Source organism: Roseinatronobacter sp. S2, from assembly GCF_029581395.1.
In the GTDB taxonomy this organism is placed as follows: Bacteria; Pseudomonadota; Alphaproteobacteria; order Rhodobacterales; family Rhodobacteraceae; genus Roseinatronobacter.
Map to the genome: position 1 here is coordinate 718,878 of NZ_CP121113.1, position 14,555 is coordinate 733,432.

13 protein-coding genes are annotated in these 14,555 nt (G+C 59.6%); 9 read left to right on the forward strand and 4 right to left on the reverse strand.

The annotated features are described in order from the left end of the window. Positions 1-127 precede the first annotated feature (127 nt). The 3 genes from P8S53_RS03350 to P8S53_RS03360 all read right to left on the reverse strand — a co-directional run bounded on the left by P8S53_RS03350 (position 128) and on the right by P8S53_RS03360 (position 2,464). On the reverse strand, positions 128-829 hold the full coding sequence (locus P8S53_RS03350) for a B12-binding domain-containing protein (protein ID WP_277805753.1): 702 nt from the start codon (positions 827-829) through the stop codon (positions 128-130). 154 nt (positions 830-983) lie between these two features. Further along, on the reverse strand, positions 984-2,015 hold the full coding sequence (gene bmt, locus P8S53_RS03355) for a betaine--homocysteine S-methyltransferase (RefSeq protein WP_277805754.1): 1,032 nt from the start codon (positions 2,013-2,015) through the stop codon (positions 984-986). Between the two features lie 137 nt (positions 2,016-2,152). Further along, positions 2,153-2,464: a DUF1476 domain-containing protein gene (locus P8S53_RS03360; protein WP_277805755.1), complete on the reverse strand. Its 312-nt coding sequence runs from the start codon at positions 2,462-2,464 to the stop codon at positions 2,153-2,155. Between the two features lie 188 nt (positions 2,465-2,652). Here P8S53_RS03360 and purC point away from each other — a divergent pair, with 188 nt between their 5' ends. The 8 genes from purC to P8S53_RS03400 all read left to right on the forward strand — a co-directional run bounded on the left by purC (position 2,653) and on the right by P8S53_RS03400 (position 13,225). After that, positions 2,653-3,414 (forward strand): phosphoribosylaminoimidazolesuccinocarboxamide synthase, encoded by a 762-nt coding sequence (gene purC / locus P8S53_RS03365; protein WP_277805756.1) that lies wholly within the window; start codon positions 2,653-2,655, stop codon positions 3,412-3,414. A 15-nt stretch (positions 3,415-3,429) separates the two neighbouring features. Next, a complete protein-coding gene (gene purS / locus P8S53_RS03370; RefSeq protein WP_277805757.1) occupies positions 3,430-3,669 on the forward strand; it encodes a phosphoribosylformylglycinamidine synthase subunit PurS in 240 nt (79 codons plus the stop codon). 78 nt (positions 3,670-3,747) lie between these two features. Further along, entirely contained in the window at positions 3,748-4,785 is a 1,038-nt protein-coding gene (locus P8S53_RS03375; RefSeq protein ID WP_306417869.1) for a zinc-binding dehydrogenase, read from the forward strand. Positions 4,786-4,865: 80 nt separating this feature from the next. After that, positions 4,866-5,534: a phosphoribosylformylglycinamidine synthase subunit PurQ gene (purQ, locus tag P8S53_RS03380; RefSeq protein WP_277805759.1), complete on the forward strand. Its 669-nt coding sequence runs from the start codon at positions 4,866-4,868 to the stop codon at positions 5,532-5,534. Positions 5,535-5,598: 64 nt separating this feature from the next. After that, a complete protein-coding gene (locus P8S53_RS03385; RefSeq protein WP_277805760.1) occupies positions 5,599-7,359 on the forward strand; it encodes an ATP-binding protein in 1,761 nt (586 codons plus the stop codon). A 105-nt stretch (positions 7,360-7,464) separates the two neighbouring features. Further along, complete coding sequence (locus tag P8S53_RS03390) at positions 7,465-8,802, forward strand: sigma-54 dependent transcriptional regulator (RefSeq protein WP_277805761.1); 1,338 nt, start codon at positions 7,465-7,467, stop codon at positions 8,800-8,802. Positions 8,803-9,402: 600 nt separating this feature from the next. Then, the gene (locus tag P8S53_RS03395) at positions 9,403-12,261 is read left to right on the forward strand and encodes a ribonuclease E/G (RefSeq protein WP_277805762.1); all 2,859 of its coding nucleotides are present in this window, start codon (positions 9,403-9,405) and stop codon (positions 12,259-12,261) included. Positions 12,262-12,406: 145 nt separating this feature from the next. Then, a complete protein-coding gene (locus P8S53_RS03400) occupies positions 12,407-13,225 on the forward strand; it encodes a cytochrome c biogenesis CcdA family protein (protein WP_277805763.1) in 819 nt (272 codons plus the stop codon). 100 nt (positions 13,226-13,325) lie between these two features. On the opposite strand, the gene P8S53_RS03405 is transcribed toward P8S53_RS03400, so the two are convergent. Then, positions 13,326-13,757, reverse strand: coding sequence for a DUF1489 family protein (locus P8S53_RS03405; RefSeq protein ID WP_277805764.1), 432 nt, complete (start codon positions 13,755-13,757; stop codon positions 13,326-13,328). Between the two features lie 219 nt (positions 13,758-13,976). On the opposite strand from P8S53_RS03405, the gene P8S53_RS03410 reads away from it, so the two are divergent. Further along, entirely contained in the window at positions 13,977-14,486 is a 510-nt protein-coding gene (locus P8S53_RS03410; protein WP_306417870.1) for a DUF3576 domain-containing protein, read from the forward strand. Positions 14,487-14,555: the final 69 nt, after the last annotated feature.

A 14,555-nucleotide genomic window follows, 5' to 3' on the forward strand; every position in this document is an offset into this window, starting at 1 on the left:
TAGCGTCTTGGTGCGTGAACTCAAGGCGGGAATGCCGCAAATTCTTGTCAGGGGTGTTTGCACACAGGCCGGATGGGGGGTGTCCCGTCCGGCCTGCCATAGATTCAGCGTTGTGCAGGGGCAGTGATCAGAGCGCGGCCATCTGGTTGTGTTTGCGCGCCACAAAGTCCTTGGCTGTTTCCACCGCAACAGCCGCATCGCGGCAATAGGCGTCAGCCCCGATGGCGCGCCCGAATTCTTCGTTCAGGGGGGCGCCGCCCACCAGCACGATGTAATCGTCGCGTTTGCCTTGCGCGATCAGCGTGTCGATCACGACCTTCATATAGGGCATTGTGGTGGTCAGCAGCGCGGACATTCCCAGAATATCGGGCTGTTCCTTTTCCAGCGCGTCCAGATAGGCCTCGACCGCGTTGTTGATGCCCAGATCGATGACTTCGAATCCGGCACCTTCCATCATCATGGCAACAAGGTTCTTGCCGATGTCGTGAATATCGCCCTTGACGGTGCCGATCACCATTTTGCCCATGCGCGGCGCACCTGTTTCCACCAGCAGCGGTTTCAGGATGAACATGCCCGCTTTCATCGCATTTGCGGCCAGCAACACTTCGGGCACGAACAAGATGCCATCGCGGAAATCATGGCCCACAATTGTCATGCCGGCCACAAGCGCCTTGGTCAGAATGTCATAGGGGGTCCAGCCGCGTTCCAGCAGGATGTTGACGCTTTCTTCGATTTCCTCTTTCAGGCCATCATAAAGGTCATCCATCATCTGCTCGACAAGTTCGTCGTCAGACAGATCAGCAAGGATGATGTCATCTTCTTCAGACATATTCGCTACCCCTTAGGTCACGCGGTTTGGTGCGTGTTGGACCACTATTGCTTTGCTTTCGGACAGAATGCCGCACGCCACTATTCCATTTGCGACATGCGCCCGATTGGCGGCGACCCGTGCAGTCGCATTCATGTGATTTCCGGCAGTTTTGTCACGCGTCACGGCGTCTGCGCCCGCCGCCGCGCCCGCGACGCGGCTCTGGTGCTGTGCCTGCGGCCTCTGTTCCGTCCAGTGCCGATGAAAACCCGCCCAGTGCCGCCGTGATCTGTTCCAGCGTGGGGCGCGGGCCGCGGTCGCGGGTTTCCAGCGCGGTGCGCATGGCGCGCAGATGCTCTGGCATGGTGCCGCAGCACCCGCCGATGATGGTGGCGCCACAATCGCGCGCAAGAACGGCATAGTCTGCCATCAGGTCGGGCGTGCCATCGTAATGGATGTGCCCGTCCTGGTATTTCGGAATACCGGCATTGCCCTTGGCAATCAGCGGCAGGGGCGCGTTCGCATCTGCAAAACCCAGAACCGTGCGCAGCAAATCTGATGCGCCGACGCCACAATTTGCACCAAATGCCAGCGGCATGGATTTCAGCTTGCCCACCATTTGCACCATCGCCGCAGATGTGACGCCCATCATGGTGCGGCCTGCGGTGTCGAAACTCATGGTGCCGCACCATGGCATGCCTGCAAGTGCTGCGGCTTCGGCTGCGGCCTTGTATTCTTCAGGGGCGGAAATGGTTTCCACCCACAGCACGTCTGCGCCGCCTTCTTTCAGTCCCTCGGCCTGTTCATGGAACATTTCAACGGCCAACTCGTGGGTCAGCGCGCCGATGGGGGCCATGATTTCGCCCGTGGGGCCAACGGACCCTGCAACGATAACCGGACGCCCTGCCGCGTCTGCAACCTCGCGGCCCAGTGCGGCCCCAAGCCGGTTGAGTTCGCGGACACGGTTTTCAGCGCTATGCAACTTCAGGCGGCTGGCATTGCCGCCGAATGTGTTGGTCAGAAACAGGTCGGACCCCGCATTGACCGCGTTGCGATACAGCGTGCGGATTTTGTCCTGTTCATCCACATTCCACAATTCCGGCGCATCCCCGGATGCAAGGCCCATATTGAACAGGTTGGTGCCTGTTGCGCCGTCCGTCAGGATCCAGTCCCGTTCGGCCAGCATTTTGCTTAAGGCATCAGTCATCAAGCGCATCTCCGGATTGCGAAACAGCGGGAGGCGTATCCGCACTCCCGCTTCGGTGGGCCTATGCCACATGTCAAACCTTGCGGCAAATTCATATTACGCATTAAGAACATGCGCGAAATTCATGTAGTCCTGGCCTAACCTTCCGCCAGTTCGGCTTTTGCTTCGCTCAGCATTGTGGCCATCATGCCCCGAATCGTTGCCTCGTCAGCCTTGCCAGCAAGGTCGGCGGACACTTTGCGCACCACGTCCTCATGACCCGCTTCTTCGAAATCGGCGCGGATCACGTCCATTGCGTAGGCTTCGGCATCATCCCCTGTTTTGCCCAGCAGGCCAGCGGCCCAAAGCCCAAGTTTCTTGTTGCGGCGGGCAACGGCCTTGAAAATCATTTCCTGATCATGGGCAAACTTGTTTTCAAATGCGCGTTCACGGTCGTTTAAAGATGTCATTTCGGCCCTCGTATTTCATTGCAAGATCGTATGATATTGCAAAATATATGGATGTTGGTGGCCTGCACTGCAAGGCGAAATCACTGCCCGCGGGCGCAAACACCGCCGCTTGCGGCGCGTGCGGTGCTACGATATAGGCAAGCTGAAGCAGCCGCCCTTACACGCATGTTCCATGATCGGAGAATCCCATGGCCCGCCGCACCAAAGTCTATGAAGGCAAAGCCAAGGTTCTGTATGAAGGGCCGGAGCCGGGCACGCTGGTTCAATACTTCAAGGATGACGCTACCGCGTTCAATGCCGAAAAGCGCGACGTGATCGAAGGCAAGGGCGTGTTGAACAACATGCTTTCCGAATTCTTCATGACGGGTCTGAGCCAGATTGGTGTGCCAACGCACTTCATCAAGCGCATCAACATGCGCGAACAGCTTATCCGCGCGGTCGAGATTATTCCGCTGGAAGTGGTGGTGCGCAATGTCGCCGCCGGGTCAATTTCCAAACGGCTGGGCATTGAAGAAGGCACGCCACTGCCGCGCCCGATTATCGAATTCTACTTCAAGGATGATGCGCTGGGCGATCCGCTGGTGACCGAAGACCAGATTCTGGCCTTCAACTGGGCCAGCCATCAGGATCTTGACGACATGGTGTCATTGGCTGTGCGCGTGAATGATTTCATGTCGGGCGTCATGCTGGCTGTGGGAATCAAACTGGTGGATTTCAAGATTGAAATCGGCCGCCAGTTCGATGGCGAGATGCAGCGCCTGATTGTTGCCGATGAAATCAGCCCCGACAGCTGCCGCCTGTGGGACATGAAAACCGGCCAGAAGCTGGACAAGGATGTGTTCCGCCGCGATCTGGGCAGCCTGACCGATGCTTATTCCGAAGTTGCGCGGCGGTTAGGTGTGATGCCCAAATCGCCCACGCCCTTCAATAAACCCAAACTGATGAACTGAAAGGCCCGGACGCCCATGAAACTGCGTGTATTCGTAACCCTGAAAGCTGGCGTTCTGGACCCCCAAGGCGAAGCTGTGCGCCATGCCCTGGGCGCGTTGGGGTTTGAGGGCGTCAATGGCGTGCGCCAAGGCAAGATGATCGAACTTGATCTGGCAGAAACCGATGCCGACAAGGCCCGTGCGCAAGCGCATGACATGTGCGAAAAGCTGCTGGCCAATCCTGTGATCGAAAGCTACCACATCGAGCAGGCCTGAGACACGCCGCAAGGGTGATTGACGCCCCTGCGCTTTGCAGGCAGCATTGGCCCCGGTATCTGGCGGATGGGGGGCATTATGCGCGCAGCGGTTTTACGGGAATATCGCAAGGATCTTAGCATCGAATCTGTCGCGGACCCCGTCTGCGAAGAAGATGGTGTGGTCCTGCGCACGCTTGCCTGTGGGATTTGCCGGTCCGACTGGCATGGATGGGTCGGTGAACACCCACGCGTGAAACCCGGCCAGATCCCCGGACATGAATATTGCGGGCAGGTGGTGGCGGCGGGCCCGCGCAGTGGCTGGGCCGTTGGCGACAAGGTGATCGCGCCCTTTATCCTTGCGTGTGGAACATGCCCCGCCTGCCGGTCCGGTGTGTCCAATACCTGCCCCGACCAGCGTTTGCCGGGGTTTATCGAACCCGGTGCTTTCGCCGAATATGTGGGCGTGCCCCATGCCCACAACCTTGCGCGCCTGCCAGATGATATGTCGCCGGTTCTGGCCGCAGGGCTGGGGTGCCGGGTGACCACGGCCTTTCATGCGCTGACCGACCGTGCAGCCCTGCGCCCCGGTGAATGGCTGGCCGTGCATGGCACGGGCGGCATCGGGCTTGCCACGCTGATACTGGGTCGAGCGCTGGGTGCGCGTGTGGTGGTGGTGGATATTGTGCCCGAGAAGCTGGAGCATGCCCGCACGCTGGGCGCGGACGCCGCCGTTGATGCCCGCAGTGGCGACGTGGCGCAGGCCATTCGCGACATTACCGGCGGTGGTGCCCATGTCTCGGTCGAGGCGCTGGGCATTGCGCAGACGACCAATGCATCGCTGCATTGTCTGCGGCCCTTGGGGCGGCATGTGCAGGTTGGCATGCCCGTGGGGCACACCGCGCGCATGGAAATCGACATGAGTGCGGTTTACCAGAAAAACCTTGCACTTTTTGGCACGCGCGGCATGCCTGCACATAAATACCCGTCCCTTCTGGGCATGATTGATGCGGGGCTGGTGGATTTCATGCCGATGATCGCGCGGCAGGTGCCCTTGTCGCAGGCAGGTGCGGAACTGGCGCTGTTTGATGGGCCAATGGCCCCCGGTGTGGCCGTGATTTCAGATTTTGCTGCCTGAAAGGGGTGCTTTCCCTTTGCGCAAGGGGCGTATTCGCGCTAAAGCGCGGACAAAGCATGCCCAGGACGGAGTCGCGCGCGATGAAAGCTGCTGTCATCACTTTTCCCGGATCGAATTGCGACCGTGACCTTGCGGTTGCCTTTGAAGGGGCAGGCGCGCAGGTCACGCGCGTTTGGCACAAGGACACCGAATTGCCTGCGGGCACCGATATCGTGGGCATTCCCGGTGGTTTCAGCTTTGGCGATTATCTGCGCTGTGGCGCCATTGCCGCACGTTCCCCAATTGCCCGCGCCATCACCGGTTTTGCGGCAGGTGGCGGCCATGTTCTGGGCATTTGCAACGGGTTTCAGGTGCTGGTTGAAATGGGGCTTTTGCCCGGTGCGCTGCTGCGCAATGCCAACCTGAAATATATCTGCAAGCCTGTGGCCCTGCGTGTGGACGCTGACAATAGCGGGTTTACCGCGGGCTACGGTGCCGGTGCGCAGATCACCGTTCCGATTGCGCATCATGACGGGAATTATACCGCTGACCCCGAAACCCTTGCGCGATTGCAAGGGGACGGGCGCGTGGCGTTCACCTATTTGGACAATCCGAACGGGTCTGCGGCGGATATCGCGGGTATTCTTTCGGAAAACCGGCGGGTGCTGGGCATGATGCCGCATCCTGAACGCGCTTTCAGCCCTGTGCATGGGGGCACTGATGGCCGTGCCATGTTCGAGGGGCTGATAGGCGCTTTCGCGCCAGCCTGAATGTGCAGGCCCGGCGCGATGCTTGAGCGCGCGCAGCATTCGACATATTCTGCGCGGTATGGCCATGCCACCTGATCTTGACAACAGACGAACCAGTATACTGGGAATCCCGCTATGGGGGCGGGTGGTTATTCTGTTTTTGATTGTGGTGGGCATCGGGCTGATCTGGTTCATGAACTCATGGTTGTCCGAACGGTTCACGGACTCGACGCGCAACAGGGCTGAATTGCGGCTGGTGCTGTATTCCGGCAATATTCAGTCCGAACTTCAGCGAAATTCAGTGGTGCCGCTGCTATTGGCGCGCGACCCTGAATTGATTGTCGCATTGCGCGAGGGCAATTTTGCGACCACATCGCAGCGCCTGATTGATTTGCAGGGTGAAATTGGCGCGGCCTCTATCGAACTTCTGGACAATAGCGGGCGCGTGGTCGGCGCAACGGATCGCGTGCATCTGGGCAAGAATCGCAGCGGCGATCAGGCATTTGTTGATTCGCGGCGCACCTCTGACACGGTGTTCATGGTCAAGGAACTGGACAGCGGGGGCTTCGGGTTTTCCTTTGCGCGCAGTATCCGGGTGGCAAGCGATGTTCTTGGTGTCGTGGTTGTCGATGCCGACCTGTCGAAATTTGAACGCAGTTGGGCAGGGTTTGCCGATGCGGTTGCCTTGATGGATTCCGGTGGGCGCATAATTCTGGCCACAGAACCACGTTGGCGGGGTCGTTCACTGGACGACGCGCTGGCCTTGCGCGATGCGCCGTCTGCGATTGCGCGCGCGTTGCGGGCTACGGCGGATTGGGCGCAGACAACACCGGACACATTCGTGCGCGGCGAGGCCGTGTTACGGTCGGAAGTGCGCGTGCCGTTCCGGGGCTGGCGGCTGGTCAGTTTCACGCGCTATGATTCGGTGCGTGAACGGGTGAATGCGGCGCTGGCCCTTGTGCTGACGGGCTTTGCCTTGCTGCTTGCGCTGACGTTCTATCTGGTCAGCCGCAGCGCGTGGTCGCAATCGGCCCTGTTCCAGCGGGAATCGCAGGATTTGCGGGCATTGAATGCCCGTCTGCAACGCGAAATTGCTACGCGATTGCGGGTGCAGAAGGATCTGGCCGTGGCCGAGCAGACGCTTGCGCAATCGGCCAAGCTGGCCAGCCTTGGGGAAATGTCTGCCTCCGTCAGCCATGAGTTGAACCAACCGCTGGCGGCGATGAAAACCTATCTTGCTGGTGCGCGGCTGTTGTTGAAGCGCAAGCGCACAGAAGAAGCGTTGGCGTCCTTTCAGCGGATCGACGGGTTGATAGACCGCATGGGCGCGATTGCCCGCACGCTGAAATCCTTTGCCCGCAAAGGAGGAGAGGCCTTTGCCCCCATCGATTTGCGCACCTGCCTTGGTGATGCCCTGACCATGATGGAACCGATGCTGCGGGACTGCCGTGTTCTGGTTGTGCGCACCGTGCCCCCCGAACCGGTCATGATACTGGGCGATTCCGTGCGCGTGGAACAGGTGATCCTGAATCTGGTGCGCAATGCCGTGGATGCCACGCGCGGGGTGAATGCGCCGCAAATCGACATTCTGATAAGTCAGGGGGAAACGACGAACCTGACCGTGCGCGATAATGGCCACGGGATCGCCGATATCGACAGTTTGTTCGAGCCGTTTTATACAACCAAAACAGCGGGGCAGGGCGTTGGCCTTGGGCTTGCAATCTCGTCCGGAATTGTCGGCGATCACGGCGGCCGGTTGACAGCCATGAACACACCCGAAGGCGGCGCGGTCTTCGAGGTGGAGTTTCCCAGATACTACGCCGCGCAAAAGGATGCGGCAGAATAACGAGTTTGTGTTGAACCTATCGCCGGCCCGCCGCTGACCGTATGGTGTCAGGGCCGTTTGTCAGGATTGAAAAAAGAGGGCGCACGCCCGAGAGGAAAAAAGACCATGACCCGCCACATGCGTGTTGCCATCGTAGATGACGAACAGGATATGCGCCAGTCCATCAGCCAGTGGATGGCGCTTTCGGGGTTCGAAACGGAAACCTATAGCGACGGCCAGGAAGCGTTCGCCGCCATCGGCGCGGATTTTCCCGGTGTTGTCATTACGGACATCCGCATGCCGGGCATGGACGGGATGACCCTGCTGAAAAAGCTGGTGGCATTGGACAGCACCATTCCCGTCATCATGATTACCGGGCATGGCGATGTGCCCATCGCGGTCGAAGCCATGCGTCTGGGCGCGTTCGATTTTCTGGAAAAACCCTTTGATCCTGAAAAAATGATGGCGCTGGCTGAAAAGGCCGTGAAGGCGCGCACAATGTCGCTGGAAAGCCGCGCGTTGCGGCATGAATTGTCCGACGGAACAACCATCATGCGCCGTCTGGTCGGGGCGTCCGATGTGATGCAGCGCTTGCGCGAGGATATACTGGATGTTGGCCAGGCTGACGGGCATGTGCTGATTGATGGCGAAACCGGCACCGGCAAGACGCTGGTGGCGCATGCCTTGCATGCGGTGGGGTCGCGCGCGGGCCGCAAGCTGGTGTCTGTCAGTTGTGCGGGCCATGTCGAGGCTGATCTGGTTGCCCGCTTGTTTGGCCCGCTGGAGGATGGCGCGGTCAAGCCCGTCGTTGAAGAAGCCCGCGGCGGGACACTGGTTCTGGAAGATATCGAAGCCATGTCACCAGACACGCAGGCGCGGCTGGTGGGCTATCTGAACGCGCAGTGCACGCCGCCTGATACGCGCATTGTGGCGGTCTGCAACAGCCACACCGCCGGGCAGACTATCGAGGACGGCTTGCGCCCCGATCTGTATTTCCGGCTTGCCGCGCATAAGCTGCTGCTGCCCCCCCTTCGCATGCGCGGAGAGGATATTCTGGCGCTGTTCGAGACCTATCTGGCGCAATTCGCAGATGAATACGGCTGTGCCGCGCCAGTGGTCAGCATGCCGGAAGCCGCGCAATTGTTGCAGGCCCCATGGCCCGGAAATGTGCGGCAGCTTGTCAATATTGCTGAACGCGCGGTTTTGCAAAGCAGGCGCGAAGACGGGGCGCTGATGTCGCTGATCATGGCAGATAACGAAGCGTCCAGTGAAGTCATGACGACCGAAGGCAAACCCCTGAAGGAACATGTGGAAGCGTTTGAACGTATGCTGATCGACAACACCATGCGCCGCCACAAAGGGTCCATTACGGCGGTGATGGAAGAATTGCGCCTGCCGCGCCGGACGTTGAACGAAAAGATGGCGAAATACGGGTTGGTGCGGTCGGAATATGTCCAGCCCTGATCCTTCTGGCGGGTGCCGCGTTGCCTGACAGGCTGTGCGGCGCCGACCCTTTTGGCATGACGCCTTTGTCCCTTGGCCACGCGGTCGGGGGCATTTCGGGGCCAATCAGGCTGGAAAACACATAATTTGATGGATTTTTTGTCCGTCTTTGGCCGCTGTTGCGCGCAATGTGAAAAACGCCATTGTCTTTTTGTCACGTTCGCCCTTATGTTGAACGTGTAAGGATGTGCTGTGGCAAAACAGCGGTCCGAACGAATTTCGCTGCGTTGGAAGAATGGCGCGCCTCTCTGGCCCCCTCTTCATCCTCCGCAGATGGATAGGCCGCAAGGCTTCAATTGTCCGGTCTGCATGACTGCGGCCCGGGCACACTATAAAACGCATCGCAGATTTGCGGTGTTCAGGAAACATGATGACAGGTGTCGAAAACAAACCACCATGCCGCCGCGAAAGGGTAGATTCCTTGACCGCAGCGGCGGTGTTTGCGCCACGCCTGCTATACTCTCAGACAAGTCACGCGCCAGATGGCGGGTGTGGTTCTGATCCTTCCACAGGAAGACAGGTCAGGCACAGCCCGCCAGGTGCTGCGTGCAATGGATTTATATGGCACAGAAAATGCTTATCGATGCCACCCACGCGGAAGAAACCCGCGTTGTGGTGGTGGACGGAAACAAGGTCGAGGAATTCGATTTTGAAACCGCAAGCCGTCGCCAGTTAGCTGGCAATATCTACCTTGCAAAAGTAACGCGCGTCGAACCTTCGTTGCAGGCCGCCTTTGTTGATTACGGCGGAAACCGGCACGGTTTCCTTGCATTCAACGAAATCCACCCGGATTATTACCAGATTCCGGCAGAAGATCGCGCGGCCCTGCTGGCCGAAGAACGTGCAAGCGTGCGCGAGCAGGAAGATGATGATCGCGCCCCCAGCGCCGAGAAGACCGACAAGCCCGCGAAGAAACCGCGCCGCTCGTCCAACCGGCGCAAACCTGCGGCCAAGGCAGAAAGCGTCAACAGTTCCGACACGGTGGAAACCCGTGATGTGTCGGGAATGGATATTCTGGACAATGGCGAAGACAGCGACGCGGGAACGCTGATAGACGACGGTTTCGGCACCGCCGCGCCGGATGCCGGTGCCGCGCAAGCTGAACAGCCCGCCACGGCGCAAGCCTCAGTGTCTGATACAGCGCCAGCCGACGTTGAACTGCCAGCAGCCGATGCAGCTGATGACATGTCGGATGAAACATACCGCGCTGCGGATCATGCGGCCGAAAACGATGACCGGATCGAGGCGGTTTCCGAAGGTGGTGACCCCACAGAAGAAGTGCAGGTCCGCCGCAAGCCCCGCGCGCGCCGCTACAAGATTCAGGAAGTCGTGCGCGTCCGCCAGATCATGCTGGTGCAGGTCGTCAAGGAAGAACGTGGCAACAAGGGCGCGGCGCTGACCACATACCTGTCGCTTGCGGGGCGCTATTGCGTGCTTATGCCCAACACTGCGCGCGGCGGCGGGATAAGCCGCAAGATCACCAATACCGCCGACCGCCAGAAGCTGAAGGCCATTGCAAACGAAATCGAAGTGCCCGAAGGCGCGGGCCTGATTATCCGCACCGCTGGTGCGAACCGCACCAAGGCCGAGATCAAGCGCGACTATGAATACCTGTTCCGCCTGTGGGAACAGATCCGCGAATTGACGCTGAAATCCATTGCGCCAACCCCGATCTATGAAGAAGGCAACCTGATCAAGCGCTCCATCCGCGACCTGTATAACCGCGAGATTGATGAGGTTCTGGTCGAGGGCGAGGCAGGCTACCGCGTGGCCAAGGACTTCATGAAAATGATCATGCCGTCCCATGCCAAGAACGTGAAACCCTATAACGATACAATGCCGCTATTCGCCCGCTATCAGGTCGAAAGCTATCTTGGTGGCATGTTCAACCCCACCGTGCAGCTGCCATCGGGCGGGTATATTGTTATTGGTGTGACCGAAGCGCTGGTTGCGATCGACATCAACTCCGGTCGGGCAACGCGCGAAGGGTCGATTGAAGATACCGCCGTCAAGACAAACCTTGAAGCCGCCGCCGAAATCGCGCGTCAGCTTCGGTTGCGCGACCTTGCCGGTCTGATTGTCATCGACTTCATCGACATGGAAGAGCGTAAGAACAACGCGTCTGTCGAGAAGATGTTGAAAGACAAGCTGAAATCGGACCGCGCCCGCATTCAGGTGGGCCGGATATCGGGTTTCGGGTTGCTGGAAATGTCGCGCCAGCGCTTGCGCCCCGGTATGCTGGAGGCAACGACCGAGCCTTGCCCGCATTGCCACGGCACGGGCCTGATCCGGTCTGATGACAGCATGGGTCTGACCATCCTGCGCCAGATCGAAGAAGAAGGCACGCGTGGCAAATCGCGCGAGGTTCTGCTGCGTGCGCCAGCGGGTGCGGTGAACTTCCTGTTCAATTTCAAGCGCGAACATATCGCCCAGATCGAAGCACGTTATGGCATGGCCGTCCGTCTGGAAGCTGATCCTCTGATGGTCAGCCCGGATTTCACCCTTGAAAAGCTGAAGACCGCAACGCGGGTTTCTGTGCAGCCAAGTGCTGCTGTGGTGTCACTGAACGCCAGCCATATGTCTGACCCGGAAGAAGAAGTAGAAGCGGTTGAAGAAGCCGTTGTCATCCAGCCGGAAGAAACCGAAGACGCGTCAGATCAGCCGCGCAAGAAGCGCCGTCGTCGCAGGCGCAAGCGCGGTGGCAAAGACAATGGTGCGGACGGTTCCGATGCACAGGACACCGATCAGTCAGACGCCGCAGATACGCCACCTGTTGATGCGCCCGAACCGGCTGTAGCGGCCACACAAGCGGATGCATCCACCGATACAGTGGTTGCCGACGCGGAAAGCGCGCCTGCGAAACCCAAGCGCACACGCAAACCGCGTGCGAAAAAAGTGGCAGATCCAGCGCCCGAATCACAACCTGCCGCAGATGCGCAGGACGGGGCACAGCCAGAAGCCGCACCAGAAGCCGTACAGGCCGAGGATGCAGACGCACCGAAGGCAAAACCGGCCAGAAAGCCGCGCACACGCCGCAAGCCAGCGCCAGCCGTTCCCGATGCAACGCCAGAGGCAGCGTCCGACGCGACCGCCGATGCGGTTGCGGCACCCGCAGAAGCCGTGCCTGCGGATGCAGCGCCTGCGGAGCAAAGCGAAACATTCGTCGCCGTTGCGCACCCTGTGGCCGAAGAAGCGACAGCAGAGCCGGAGCAAGCCGTTCAGGATGCAGCGCCAGTTATCGCGTCGGAAACGACCGCCGGGCCGCTACCGGAAGCGGCTGCGCCAGTGCCGGATCAGCCTGCGGACGTCGCAGACGCGCCAGCAGCCGAAGCGCCGGTCGCTGAACCTGTGGCGGAAGCGGATGAACCTCCGGCCAAACCCGCCCCCAAGCGCCGGGGCTGGTGGTCGCTGAAAATCTGATAACGAAGGGGCACCCGCAAGGTGCCCCTTTGTTTATTGATCTGTGCCATGTTGACGCATGCCACATGAATGTGACGTGCAGTTTAATGACCTTTGGTGTAAGCGCACCTATCTGTTTTGCACGGATTTGAAAGCAAAGCGCCACATGCTTGGAATAGACGTCTTTGATGCTGCCATGATGCCCGCGCTGCTTATCGCGCTGGGGGCAGGGGTGCTGTCATTCCTGTCGCCCTGCGTGCTGCCGATTGTGCCGCCCTATCTGGCTTATATGGGTGGCATTTCGATGCAGGACATGACCGGCGACGGACGTGCGCGCAGGCGTGCCATTTTGCCCGCGTTGTTTTTTGTCATGGGCCTGTCGACGGTGTTCCTGTTGCTTGGGTTCACTGCGTCAACCATGGGGCACCTGTTCCTGCGCAACGCCGAGATGTTTGGCCAGATTGCGGGTGTTGTGGTCATTGCCTTCGGGCTGCATTTCCTGGGCGTCTACAGGGCGGTTGGTCAGATGGCCGCCTCCGGGTTTGAGCGTGCGAATATGGCGGCGCCTGCGTTCCTGACAATGTCGGTTCTGTCGCGCGATTTGCGGTTTGATGCGGGGGACCGTGGCGGTTCTGCCTTCGGGGCCTATGTGCTTGGGCTGGCCTTTGCCTTTGGCTGGACGCCGTGCATCGGCCCTGTGCTGGGCGCGATCCTGTCCTTGGCGGCCACAGAATCAACAGTGGCGCGCGGCACGGCGATGCTGGGTGTGTATGCGCTGGGGCTGGGCCTGCCGTTCCTGCTGGCTGCTGTGTTTGTGCAGCGTTCCATGGCATTGATGACGCGGCTAAAGCGGCATATGTCCCTGATCGAAAAGGTTATGGGGCTGCTGTTGCTGGCGGTGGGTATTGCACTGGTCACGGGCGCGTTTTCCGCATTTTCATGGTGGTTGCTGGAAACATTCCCTGCCATGTCCAGACTGGGTTAGCGCATGCTGCTCAAAAGTGGGAACCGGTTTTGAGCTTCTCGAACATACAAAATCAATAAGTCAGAGCATGTCTCGTGAATGCGAATGAACGTGATATGCTCTAGCGCAGCCCCAGTTCTGCAAGCGCCGCGTCCAGTTCCGGCGGCAGCGTATCATCGCCCTTGCGTGCCTTTGGCAGATCAGGTGGCGCATCTTGCGGTTTCAGGTAGCGCCAGCCCTGAAACGGGCGTTTGGGGGCGGCAGCGGTGCGAATGATCGTCGGGTCCAGCACGATGGCGCAGCGTCTTATTCCGTCACCGCCCGTGACCTCATCAAGGCGAAGAATAAGCTGCCGCGCAAGGACGGACCCTTTGAACACCCAGTAAAGCGACCCACCCGCAAGCAGATCTTCTGCCCGCTTTGGCCACATGCGGGTTATGTGGCGCGGCAGGCCGTCGGGGCCTTTGGCCCGCGGGCTGTTTTGCCAATGCTCCAGATCGTCGACATCCTGTGCCCCGACGCAAAGTTTGATCAGATTAACTTTCGCGGTCATGTCCCACCTTCCAAACGCTGATCTGGTCATAGGGTTTTTGACCCGAAGGGCAAGGGCCACCCCAAGCCTTGTATCGTTGTGCTGGCCATGAAAAAACCTGTTCTATCCAGAAAAGCTGCACGTTACCGCGACTGACATGCCCCAGAGTGCTTTCTGGGGCCTTGTTTGAGCCGTTCTAACGGGCTACAGATACACGAAACCGGACAGGGAACAGTTGCGATGGTATTCAAAGGTATTTTGCGCGGCAGTGCAGTTCTGGCCTTGGCGCTTGCGGTTTCGGGCTGCGGCGGCGGGTTCGGGAACATGTTTCAGGGTGGCGACCGCTCGCGGCAGGTGGCGGCAGACATCCATGCCGAGAACCGTTTGTCCGGCGGGCCAACGCGACAATCCACTGTCTGGGACCTGTTTTCCGGCGGGCAGGACATGAATGTATCGGTCGAGGTGAACCGCTATTTGTGGAATGCCTCGCTTGAGATACTGGATTTCTTGCCGATCCAGTCGGTTGACCCCTTCTCTGGTGTGATCGTCACAGGGTTTGGCACGCCGCCCGGCGGCGGGCAGGCCTATCGCGCAGCGATTCTGGTCAATGACCCCGCCCTTGATGCGCGTTCGCTGAATGTGGCCATCATGACCCGCAGCGGCCCTGCCAGCCGCGAAACAATTCGCGCGGTCGAAGATGCCATTCTGACCCGTGCGCGCCAGCTTCGCATTCGTGATCGCGGGCTTTAACACCCGCTGGACCTTGTGCGACCACAGCGCTAAACACGCCGGGCCGGTCGCGCCCGGCGTTTTCCATTG

Coding starts and splice junctions, on each gene's coding strand:
- P8S53_RS03350 (WP_277805753.1), bottom strand. CDS start 829: ATGTCTGAAGAAGATGACATCATCCTTGCTGATCTGTCTGACGACGAA.
- bmt (WP_277805754.1), bottom strand. CDS start 2,015: ATGACTGATGCCTTAAGCAAAATGCTGGCCGAACGGGACTGGATCCTG.
- P8S53_RS03360 (WP_277805755.1), bottom strand. CDS start 2,464: ATGACATCTTTAAACGACCGTGAACGCGCATTTGAAAACAAGTTTGCC.
- purC (WP_277805756.1), top strand. CDS start 2,653: ATGGCCCGCCGCACCAAAGTCTATGAAGGCAAAGCCAAGGTTCTGTAT.
- purS (WP_277805757.1), top strand. CDS start 3,430: ATGAAACTGCGTGTATTCGTAACCCTGAAAGCTGGCGTTCTGGACCCC.
- P8S53_RS03375 (WP_306417869.1), top strand. CDS start 3,748: ATGCGCGCAGCGGTTTTACGGGAATATCGCAAGGATCTTAGCATCGAA.
- purQ (WP_277805759.1), top strand. CDS start 4,866: ATGAAAGCTGCTGTCATCACTTTTCCCGGATCGAATTGCGACCGTGAC.
- P8S53_RS03385 (WP_277805760.1), top strand. CDS start 5,599: ATGCCACCTGATCTTGACAACAGACGAACCAGTATACTGGGAATCCCG.
- P8S53_RS03390 (WP_277805761.1), top strand. CDS start 7,465: ATGACCCGCCACATGCGTGTTGCCATCGTAGATGACGAACAGGATATG.
- P8S53_RS03395 (WP_277805762.1), top strand. CDS start 9,403: ATGGCACAGAAAATGCTTATCGATGCCACCCACGCGGAAGAAACCCGC.
- P8S53_RS03400 (WP_277805763.1), top strand. CDS start 12,407: ATGCTTGGAATAGACGTCTTTGATGCTGCCATGATGCCCGCGCTGCTT.
- P8S53_RS03405 (WP_277805764.1), bottom strand. CDS start 13,757: ATGACCGCGAAAGTTAATCTGATCAAACTTTGCGTCGGGGCACAGGAT.
- P8S53_RS03410 (WP_306417870.1), top strand. CDS start 13,977: ATGGTATTCAAAGGTATTTTGCGCGGCAGTGCAGTTCTGGCCTTGGCG.